The following is a 9660-nucleotide window of genomic DNA, read 5'->3' on the forward strand; positions in this document are numbered from 1 at the left end:
GGCCGAAGCGGCGGTCGCACCGGGACCGAAGGGCAATGCGGCCGAGGCGGCCGCATTGCCCTTCGGGCGTGCTCGCCCCGACGCCGGGCCGGTCGCCGTCCCGGACGGCCCCGAGCGGCGCGACGCGGCCGGCCGTCACCTCGCGGAGCGGCACCGCACAACTCCTCGGCGGTGTCCCGTCACGTCTGTGTCTCCTGCCGTACTGGAGTGTTCCTGCCCCTTGGCTATCGCCGGACCCGATCCTACGATGGACAAGGTCTAAGTCAAGAAGTCCGTCAAACCCTGTGGAAAGGGAGGCCGGACGTCCACGGGCACACGTCCTGTAGGCCACCGAACGTGAATGGGTGCACGAATGAGTGACCTGCTGCGGCGATTGCGCGGGCGTGGCTGGCGCATGACCTCCCAGCGACGTGTCGTCGCGGAAGTCCTCGACGGCGACCACGTACACCTCACCGCCGACGAGGTGCACGCCCGCGCGGCCCGGCGCCTGCCCGAGATCTCCCGGGCGACCGTCTACAACGCCCTGGGGGAGCTGGTGTCCCTCGGCGAGGTCGCGGAGGTGTCCACCGACGGCCGCGCCAAGCGCTACGACCCCAACGCACACCACCCGCACCAGCACCTGGTCTGCTCCGGCTGCGGCACCATCCGCGACGTCCACCCGACCGGCAGTCCACTGGCCGAACTCCCGGAGCAGGAACGGTTCGGCTTCACGGTCTCCGACGTCGACATCGTCTACCGCGGGCTGTGCCCGTCCTGCGCCTAGCCACGAGGCCCCGCGCCCGGCCGACGCTTCGCGCCGAGACCCTCAGCACATCCGCCACGGATCCCACCACCGGTGAGACCACGTTCCGGATGAGGAGCGGCCACCCCGCCGACGTCACGGTGTGCCGGGCCCGATGGTGCGTCCGGTCCGGTTCAGAGGGCGGCCCGCCCCCACGCGGATATCGTGACCTGCGGGATGTCGATGAACTCCGGGTCCTGGAGCAGCCGGAAGAATCGGTCCAGGTCCGTCTGCGTGATGAGGCCGTCCGCGACCAACGAAGGGCCGGCCTGCCCGATGAGAGGTGCCCAACGGTCCTTGTCGAGCCCTCCCATGCACCCGAGGTTCCCGGAGAAGGACACATCGCTCAGCCCGGCCCGGGAGAGCAGTGCCGGCACCCGGCGCGCCCAGGTCATGTCCGCACCCCGCTCACGGTACTTCTGCTGATACGCCGCGAGGACCCGTTGGGCGAGCGGAGACGGAGAGCTCTCTGCGGGCAGATGGTACGGCTCCTCGACGACCAGCCAGCCGCCCGGAGCGAGCCACTGAGCGGCCCGGGCGATGAGTTCGTCCCGCTCTGGCAAGTGGCAGAGGAGATAGCGGGCGTGGATCAGATCGAAGCGGCCCGGCTCGTAGTCCTCGCGGGTGACATCTGCTTCCTGGACCCGAAGGTTCCCCGCACGTTCGGCATCCAGGTACCGCGCGTCGATATCGGCGGCGACCACCTGTCCGTCGGGGCAGCGCCGAGCGAGCCAGTAGGCGATGGAACCGGCACCCGCTCCCAGTTCGAGACAGTTCCAGGATTCCGCGATGGGGAGCCCTTCGATGACGCGAATGGTGAAGTCGTCCACACTGCGCTGGATGGACGCCAGACGCTCGTTCTCGCCGACGGAATCCGCGCTCAGCGCGCCGACACGGTGGGAGCCGGCAACTGCGGGGCGTTCCATGCTCATGGTTCCTCTCATCCCTTCCACGGACCCGGACCGGACCTGGGGGTTGTCGACCGCACCGCGTGAGGGTCGGTCCTTCCGGCATTGCAGAGGTGGTAGGTCGTCCTCGTGGATCGCTCCTCCGGCATCGGCGAAGTACGGATGTGCTTCGAGCAGACATGGCAGTCCAAGTGTGTCTCAGCCATCTGGGGGAGACATACGGGGGGCCTCCGCCTTCGGGAGGACGGAGCGACGCCGTGGAACTGCGAGATTGATTCCCGGAGGGGCACTGGATCCCCCTCGGCAGGAGTGTGCGTGAGGTGCGATACGCCCCACGCGTCACTGTCTGCGCGTCACAGAACCGCCATCGGGCTGGATCAGCCGTCGTGATCGTGAGAAGGGATGATTGTGAAGGGAAAACTCTTCGGAGTGCTTGCGTCCGGAGCCATTGCTGCGAGCCTCGTACCCCTGTCCACTGGTAGTGCTGCCGCTGCAGTTCCTGACCCTCCCTGTAGCTTCTTGGTGGAGTACGAGAACGCTACCCATGGGAACACAACGGTCCGCACCGAGCCCACTCGGTGCGGCAAGCAGGTACGTGCGGTGATCAATTGCAATTACATCAGGGGTTACAAGAAGGAGTACGGCGCGGCCGTTATTCGTGGGCGCAGCTCGGCCAACTGTGGAAACTCCTCCAGCTACGGAAAGAACGGATATCAGATCTACACGCCCGGCAGCGGATGGGGCAGTATCCGGTGGAAGTAGTCACTGAGAAGCCGTAACGCCTGTATGCGGCGTGGGCCGGTCCCAGCGGGGGACATGCCGGTGTGTGGGAACCGGCGGTCTCTGCCCGGTGTTGAGCAACGGCTCTGCCGGGCCCGTCCGTTGACCGGCCTCCGTAACATCGGTCGGGCCGCCACAGCGTTCAGCCGTGGCGGCCCGAGTGTACTGTCACCCGGCCGGACAGCCGTGCCGTTCGGCCTGCCGGCGCAGCTCCTTCTTGTCGGGCTTTCCCGCGTCGGTGAGTGGCAGTGCTTCGATGAAGGCGACCTGATCCGGTTCGTACATCGCACCGCGCTCCGCGCGCACCATCGTGCGCAGCTGTTGCGCGTCGACGCCGCTGCCGGGCGCCCGAACCACTGCGGCGTGCACCCGCTCCATGCGGTCGGCGTCACGGACGCCGAACACCGCGCTCTGCAGCACCTGCGGGTGGGAGTTCAGCAGGTCCTCCAGTTCCGTGGTGTACACATGGCCGCCGACCACGACGATCATGTCCTTGAGCCGGTCGACGATCGTCAGGTATCCCTCGTCGTCGAGGTATCCGACGTCCCCGGTGTGCAGCCAGCCGTCCCGGAGTACTCGGTCAGTCAGATCGGGCTGCTTCCAGTACCCCTTCATGATCATGGCGGAGCGCACACAGACCTCACCGTGTTCCCCGGCCGGCAGGTCGCGGCCGGACTCGTCGCGGATCGCCACCTCGACTTCGGACAGTACCTTCCCGGCCGAGCGCAGCCGGTCGGGGCGCCGCGGGTCGTGGTCCTTCTGAGTGAGCACGCTGATGCCCCCGGCCTCGTTCTGTCCGTAGCCCTGCACCAGGACGGGGCCGAACATCCTGATCGCGTCGGCTATCCGGGCCGGGGACGCCTGGCATCCGCCGTAGGTCAGCATGCGCAGGCTGGAGGTGTCGGTGTGCGGAGCGTCCGGATGGTCCATCAGCTGGTAGAGCAGCGGCGGCAGGAGGAACATCTCGGTGATGCGCTCGCGTGCGAGTGTGGCGAGCACGGTGGCGGGGTCGAAGTCGTCGAGCAGAACGACCGTGCCGCCTCTGTGCAGCGTACTGTCGGCCATCGCGCCCGCGGCGTGTGCCAAGGTGGTGCAGACCAACTGTCGGTGCTCGTATGTGAGTTCCTGCTGAACCACTCCGTGGAACCAGCGCGTCTGCTCGAACGTGGTGCAGATGCCCTTGGGGTGGCCGGTGGTGCCGCCGGTGTGGCGGATGGTGCATACGTCCTTGGCCCGAGCCCGGCTCGCGAACGGCTCGTCGGACTGACCGGCCGCCAGCTCCAGCAGATCCGCGCCCAGCTTCGTGGGGCCGAGGGTGAGGACATCCGGGACCGGCGCCAACTCGGCCACCTCGACGGCCCGTTCGGCCATGCGTGGGTCGACGATCAGGGCCCGGGTTTCGACATCGCGGACGATCTCGGCCTGGGACTCGGCGGACAGCTTGCCGTAGAGGTGGTTGACCCGGGCGCCGATCAGATTGGCCGCGTAGCGGGCGGCGATGGTCTCCGGGAGATTGCCGCTGAGCAGCGTGACGGTGGCTCCGCGGTCGACGCCTCGGGCCCGCAGGGCGCGTGCCAGGCGATGAACCAGTGAGCGGAACTCGCCTGCCGTGAGGCTGCGACCCTGGTGAACCAGGGCTTCGTGCTTCAGGTCCGCGCTCAGCGCATCGAGGTTCTCCTCCACGTAGGTGCGGAATGTCCGGGCGGCGGTGGACATGAGTCGGGCGTCCTCCTGACGTAGGCGAGTGCGGGTAGGCAAGCCGGTGCGGGATGTAGTTGCCAGAGGCAACTAAACAAGGGTAATGGCCGGCGATCAACATCTCCAAGTCGGCCCGCAGGGAGCGTTCGTCGCCGGCATCGCCGGGGCGGCGTCGAAGGGCAGTGACGTGCGTCCTGACGCCCCCGGGGCAATGGCTCCGCGGCGGCCCGCCGGTCATGTCAACACCGCGCGTCCGCACGCGTCTTCTTCACGCGCAGATGGAGGAACGTCAAGGGTGCTGTGGCGCGCACTGCACCCCACGGGGTGTTTGCGGCTGTATCCATTTCCACGAGTGCCGGCTTCCCGGCACGGCCGGCTGACCCGCGAGGGCCTGGCCATGCGAGGTCAGGGGGCGGCGGGCGGAGTGGCTGAGTCGTCGAGGTGTTCGATGGCGGTACGGGCGGCGACGCAGTCCGGGCCGGTCACGTCGTGTCTCCGGTTCGCCGGCGGCGACAACGACTCGGCTGCGCGCCGGTTGTCGGCGAGTTCACCACGGCGGCTGGAAGGCCGTGCGAGGGGGGCCGGGGTGGTGAGAGCGATGGCCTGTGCGGGCCGCCCGACGTCAGGAGATTGGGGCCGCCGCTCGCGCGGTGGCCGCAGCCGCAGGCGGGTCTACGGCCACGACCGCGGCCATGACACCGGCCCGCGCTTCAGCCGGTGGACTGAGAGGGGAAGACTCGTTCCAGCAGGGTGTGCAGGGAGTCCCGCTCCTGGTCGCTGAGCCTGTCCAGGCCCTCCTGCGTGGCGTGCATCTTCGCGCGGATCGCGTCGGTGACGCGCTCACCCTCGGCCGTGAGGGCGACGTTCTTGATGCGCCGGTCGGAGGGGCTGGGCTCGCGGCGCACCAGGCCGCGCTCCTCCAGCCGGTCGACGATCCCGGTGATGTTGGAGGCGTCGCAGGTCAGGGTGTGGGCCAGGACGCGCATCGCCACAGGGCCCCGGCGCAGGACGGTCAGGCACTTGCCCTGGCTCGCGGTGAGGTTCTCGCTCGCCGCCGCGACCGTGAAGTCGCCGTAGTAGACACCGAGGGACACCGAGAGCAGCTCCATGAGCCCGGCCGTGTCCACGCGGGCGGTTCCTGTCATGGGAGTCACGCTACCCAGGAAGCTTGACAATCTCAAGTATCTCTCTTTACGGTCTTCCTTATTGCTTGAAGTTATCAACCATCGAAGTCATCAAGCACCTGTGAGGAGCACCTCCGTGACCGTCACTGCGTCTTCGGCCCCCCGCGCGGCCGAGATCCTGTCCCGGCCCATCGCGCTGAACGGCCTGACCGTCCCGAACCGCATCGCGATGGCGCCGATGACGCGCAAGTTCTCCCCGGGCGGCATCCCCGGTGAGGACGTGCGGTCGTACTACGCCCGTCGCGCCGCCGCGGGCGTGGGCCTGATCGTCACAGAGGGGACCTATGTCGGCCACGAGTCGGCCGGGGAGAGCGACCGTGTGCCGCGGTTCCACGGTGAGGAGCAGCTGGCGGGATGGGCGAAGGTCGCCGAGGCCGTTCACGCGGCGGGCGGCACCATCGTCCCGCAGCTGTGGCACATCGGCATGGTGCGCAAGCAGGGCGATGCGCCCTACCCCGAGGCCCCCGCCGTCGGCCCGTCCGGCATCCGCCTCGACGGCACCGAGGGCACCGGCACGGCGATGACCCGGCACGACCTGGACAACGTCATCGGCGCTTTCGCCGAGGCTGCCGCGGCCGCCGAGCGCATCGGCTTCGACGGCATCGAACTGCACGGTGCCCACGGCTACCTGCTCGACCAGTTCCTGTGGGCGGGCACCAACCGCCGTACCGACGCCTACGGCGGCGACCCCGTGGCCCGTGCGAAATTCGCGGCTGAGATCGTGGCCGCGGTCCGCGAGACCGTCTCGTCCGACTTCCCGGTGATCTTCCGTTACTCGCAGTGGAAGCAGGAAGCCTACGACGCGAGGCTTGCCCGGACCCCGGAGGAGCTGGAGGCCATCCTGACCCCGCTCGCCGAGGCCGGCGTCGACGCCTTCCACGCCTCCACCCGCCGTTACTGGCTCCCGGAGTTCGAGGACTCGGACCTGAACCTGGCCGGCTGGACCAAGAAGCTCACCGGCCGGCCCACCATCACCGTCGGCTCGATCGGCCTTGACGGCGACTTCCTCCGCTCGTTCGCGGGCGAGGGTGCCGCGGTCGGCAGCATCGACAACCTGCTCGAGCGCCTGGAGCGCGACGAGTTCGACCTGGTCGCCGTCGGCCGTGCCCTGCTCCACGACCCGGACTGGGCGGCGAAGGTCCTGGCGGGCCGGCTCGAGGAGCTGAAGCCGTACGACGCGGCGGCGCTGAAGACCCTGAGCTAGTGCCGGTCATGTTGCGGTAGTTGTGCGGGGGCGGGATTTTCCGGGGCGGGTGGGCTGGGCTCTTTACAGTCAGGTGACGGCGAGTCGGATGCCGAGGGCGATGAGTACGGTGCCCATGATCCGGTCGAGTACGGCCGGGAGCCGGGGGTTCTGGAGTTTTCGGCTCATCCGGATGAGCAGGTGGCTGATGCCGGGGTACCAGGTCATGAGTACTGCCGTGTGGGCGGTGAGCAGTACGGCGGCGGCTGGGGCGACCGCGTCGTTGGGGCCGATGAACTGAGGGAAGACCGTGGTGTAGAAGATCCCCACTTTCGGGTTGAGCAGGTCGCCGGTCAGGCCGCGGCGGAATCCGCTGGGCGCAGAGAGCACGGTTGTGCCGCCGCCGCCGTCGGCCCGCCCGTCCCTGGCTCGGTGCCGGGCGGGAAGCAGGGCTTGGACGCCCAGCCAGATCAGGTAGGCCGCACCGGCCAGCCGGAGCGTGGCGTAGGCCGTGGGTGAGGCTGCCAGCAGCGCGGCGAGGCCGAGCACCGAGGCTGTGGCCCAGCAGACCTTGCCGAGTGTCAGGCCGGCTGCGGCGGCGACAGCGGCGCGCTGGCCGCCCTGGCGTGCGCAGCGCAGCACGACTGTGAGGTTGGCCCCCGGAGTCGCCGCGAGGACCAGGCACAGGGCAGTGAAGGAACCCAGCTCGGTCCAGCTGAGCCCTAGCACGTCGGCTCACCGCCACCGGCCGCCGGGGCGTAGACCGTCACGATCCGGCCGGGCGAGGACCCGGACGGTGGCGCCGACCTGCGATCGAGGGCATCCCCGGCGGGCAGCGGATGGAGGCTGTGACCGCCGCAGCGCCGGCGGTCGGCCAGGGGGCGCGGCGGGGGGTGTCCGACGTGGGTGGAGAGGAGGTGTGGAGTCATGCCCCGAGCGTGATGCAATGAGTATATGCATTTCAACGCTTACGGCGGTAACGCGGCTCTGCTGGCGGCGGCGCTGGCCAACCTGGATGACCGGTGTGATGCCCGCATGGTCGAGACCTTGCTGGCTGAGCATCGGGTGGCGCGTGCCGAGCTGACCGGCGAGCAGTTCGAGGTGCTGCGGGCATGGTGTCTGCCGCTGTGGGAGGCGTTCGCGGCACCCAGCGCGGGGGAGCGGGTCGCTGCTGTCAACCGGCTGCTGGCCGATGCGGCGGCCCGTCCGTATGTCTCCACGCATGACGGCCAGCCGCCGCACCTGCATTACGCCGACGAGCATGCCGATGTCGTCACGCGGGTACGGGCGGCCACCGCAGCCGGGCTTGCCCTGGTGCTCACCGAGACCGACCCGTGTCGCCTCGGGCGGTGCGGGGCACCGGGCTGCCGCACCGTCTTTGTCGACGTTTCCCGCAACGGCCGCCGCGGGTACTGCTCACGCCAGTGCGCCACCCGGGTGCACGTCTCCGCGCACCGCGACCGAAAGCGGCAGCGGTGAGTCCCTCCGAGGCTTCGAGTCCGGCGAACGGCTCCGGCGGCAGTAAGCGGTGACCAGGCGCACCATGTCGTGGCTGCCCGGCTGCCGCGGAGTCGGCTCCCGCTACGAGTGTCATCCCCGCATATCCCCGGCCCCCCTCTCGGGCTTGCCAGGATTACCTGATGCCACAAGCGCGCTTCATCCGCCTTACCGCGTAGGACAGGGCGAAGTAAGGGTGCTGGGGCGGGTATCTCTGTCCCAGCACCCTTCACCCGGGGCAGACAGCTCTCATATCGACGCCGTACCGGTCTCGCAGGGCGGCCACACATTGTCTCCCCTATTGCGGGCAGAGAACGGTGCCGCCATCGGCTCGCGGCTGGCCGGATTGCCGGCCCATTCGACAAGGTCTCCCTCAAGCCCACGTCAATAGGCGATGTGCCGGTCTGGCGTCAGTAGTTGAGAGTGTCGGCTGGTGCTGGTTGCGCGGCTGCTGCAGTTTGACGGGGCCGGGCGCTGACAACGGTGCACGTGCGTGTGGGCGCCGTGGCCGGGGGGTGGCCGGTGCTTCGGCCGGCGTCTCCTGCCGTGGGCGGAGCTCGGCCACGAGTTCCTGTTTGTCCTTGCCCCGGTCCGTTCTGTGCCGGGTGCCGGGTGCCGGGTGCTGGGCGCTGGGTGCTGGGCTGGTGGGGCGGGTGTTCTGTTCGGTCCAGGCTCTGTTTTGTCGGCTTGGCGGTTCCCAGGTCTGCAGCTCGTTCGGGCCGTCGTTGTGCCCGGTGTCCGGGCCGGTGGTGGGGTCTGCCGGCTCTTGTCTGCCGTGTTCTTCAGGGTGAGTGGGTCGGTCCCGGGAATTCATTGTGTTCGTCGACTCCTCGGTATCACGCAGGCGATACAGGCATCCCGGCGATCAGGGTCGTGTTCCGTTGTCGGCGCCGGTTGTGTTCTGTTGTCGCCGTACGTGGGCAGGTCTGTTGGATTGACACGCCAGAAGTTTTGCATTGCAGTCTTCTGGTGCTCGGGTGGACTTCCTGCTGCTGGGTTGCCTGTGCGATGGGCGGGGATGGTCGGGAAATGTGATGGTTGTCTGCTCCACCTGCCCGATAGTGGTTACTTCTTTCCGGCGAGTCGGCGACACCGTTGGGGCAGTGGAGAAAAACTTTTCGTTACCCCTTTCTCGGGGCGTCGTTGGGACGCTACAGGACAGCAATCTGTCCGTTTCGACAATGGGAGGTAGTTCAATGCGGGCAACCCAAGCTTTGGTCGTCGGCGTTTCAGTGGGTGTCATGTCGCTGGGCGGTGTGGTCGCTGCCAACGCGGTCGGTTGGCAGCACCCGGGGGTGAAGAGCTCGAAGCAGGGCCACGGGCACGCCGGACACGGGAAGTCCGGGGACGTGAAGGTCCAGCGCATCGAGAAGTCCTTCTGGCAGGACAACTCCACCCGCGTGGACCACAACTGCCAGACCGTGATCATCGGCTCCTGCGACGGGGACCTCATCGGCCCGATCAACGTCGGCCTCACCGGCGCCAACAACGGCAACAACGGGAACAACGGCAACAACGGTAATAACGGGAACAACGGCAACAACGGCGGGAACAACGGCAACAACGGGAACAACGGCAACTGACGCTGCTCCTCCGGAGGACCGCCTCGCATTGGTGGGGCGGATCATC

9 protein-coding genes are annotated in these 9660 nt (G+C 68.4%); 4 read left to right on the forward strand and 5 right to left on the reverse strand.

Features of this window, described 5'->3' with window-relative positions; genetic code table 11:
* Window positions 1-352: 352 nt before the first annotated feature.
* Window positions 353-763: a Fur family transcriptional regulator gene (locus tag AC3EQ1_RS06760; RefSeq protein ID WP_432093351.1), complete on the forward strand. Its 411-nt coding sequence runs from the start codon at window positions 353-355 to the stop codon at window positions 761-763.
* A 152-nt stretch (window positions 764-915) separates the two neighbouring features.
* Here the strand turns inward: AC3EQ1_RS06760 and AC3EQ1_RS06765 are convergent, their stop codons facing one another.
* From AC3EQ1_RS06765 to AC3EQ1_RS06775, 3 genes are all read right to left on the reverse strand, one after another.
* Window positions 916-1707, reverse strand: coding sequence for a class I SAM-dependent methyltransferase (locus tag AC3EQ1_RS06765; RefSeq protein ID WP_432093352.1), 792 nt, complete (start codon window positions 1705-1707; stop codon window positions 916-918).
* A gap of 930 nt (window positions 1708-2637) precedes the next feature.
* Window positions 2638-4185, reverse strand: a complete 1548-nt coding sequence (locus AC3EQ1_RS06770; protein WP_432093353.1) for an AMP-binding protein — start codon at window positions 4183-4185, stop codon at window positions 2638-2640.
* Between the two features lie 692 nt (window positions 4186-4877).
* Window positions 4878-5312, reverse strand: a complete 435-nt coding sequence (locus AC3EQ1_RS06775) for a MarR family winged helix-turn-helix transcriptional regulator (RefSeq protein ID WP_432093354.1) — start codon at window positions 5310-5312, stop codon at window positions 4878-4880.
* Window positions 5313-5427: 115 nt separating this feature from the next.
* Between AC3EQ1_RS06775 and AC3EQ1_RS06780 the strand changes: the two genes are divergently transcribed.
* The gene (locus AC3EQ1_RS06780) at window positions 5428-6555 is read left to right on the forward strand and encodes an NADH:flavin oxidoreductase (protein WP_432093355.1); all 1128 of its coding nucleotides are present in this window, start codon (window positions 5428-5430) and stop codon (window positions 6553-6555) included.
* Between the two features lie 69 nt (window positions 6556-6624).
* Here AC3EQ1_RS06780 and AC3EQ1_RS06785 read toward each other — a convergent pair whose 3' ends face one another.
* Both AC3EQ1_RS06785 and AC3EQ1_RS06790 read right to left on the reverse strand, forming a co-directional pair.
* The gene (locus tag AC3EQ1_RS06785; protein ID WP_432093356.1) at window positions 6625-7263 is read right to left on the reverse strand and encodes a LysE family translocator; all 639 of its coding nucleotides are present in this window, start codon (window positions 7261-7263) and stop codon (window positions 6625-6627) included.
* A complete protein-coding gene (locus tag AC3EQ1_RS06790) occupies window positions 7257-7463 on the reverse strand; it encodes a hypothetical protein (protein WP_432093357.1) in 207 nt (68 codons plus the stop codon). The genes AC3EQ1_RS06785 and AC3EQ1_RS06790 overlap by 7 nt, the downstream gene beginning before the upstream one ends.
* 25 nt (window positions 7464-7488) lie before the next feature.
* Between AC3EQ1_RS06790 and AC3EQ1_RS06795 the strand changes: the two genes are divergently transcribed.
* Together AC3EQ1_RS06795 and AC3EQ1_RS06800 are read left to right on the forward strand one after the other, a co-directional pair.
* Window positions 7489-8013: a CGNR zinc finger domain-containing protein gene (locus tag AC3EQ1_RS06795; RefSeq protein ID WP_432093358.1), complete on the forward strand. Its 525-nt coding sequence runs from the start codon at window positions 7489-7491 to the stop codon at window positions 8011-8013.
* A gap of 1259 nt (window positions 8014-9272) precedes the next feature.
* Window positions 9273-9614 carry a hypothetical protein gene (locus AC3EQ1_RS06800; RefSeq protein ID WP_432093359.1) on the forward strand — a complete coding sequence of 114 codons (342 nt, stop codon included), beginning with the start codon at window positions 9273-9275 and terminating at the stop codon, window positions 9612-9614.
* Window positions 9615-9660 lie beyond the last annotated feature (46 nt).

The organism is Streptomyces sp. bgisy100, from assembly GCF_057709105.1.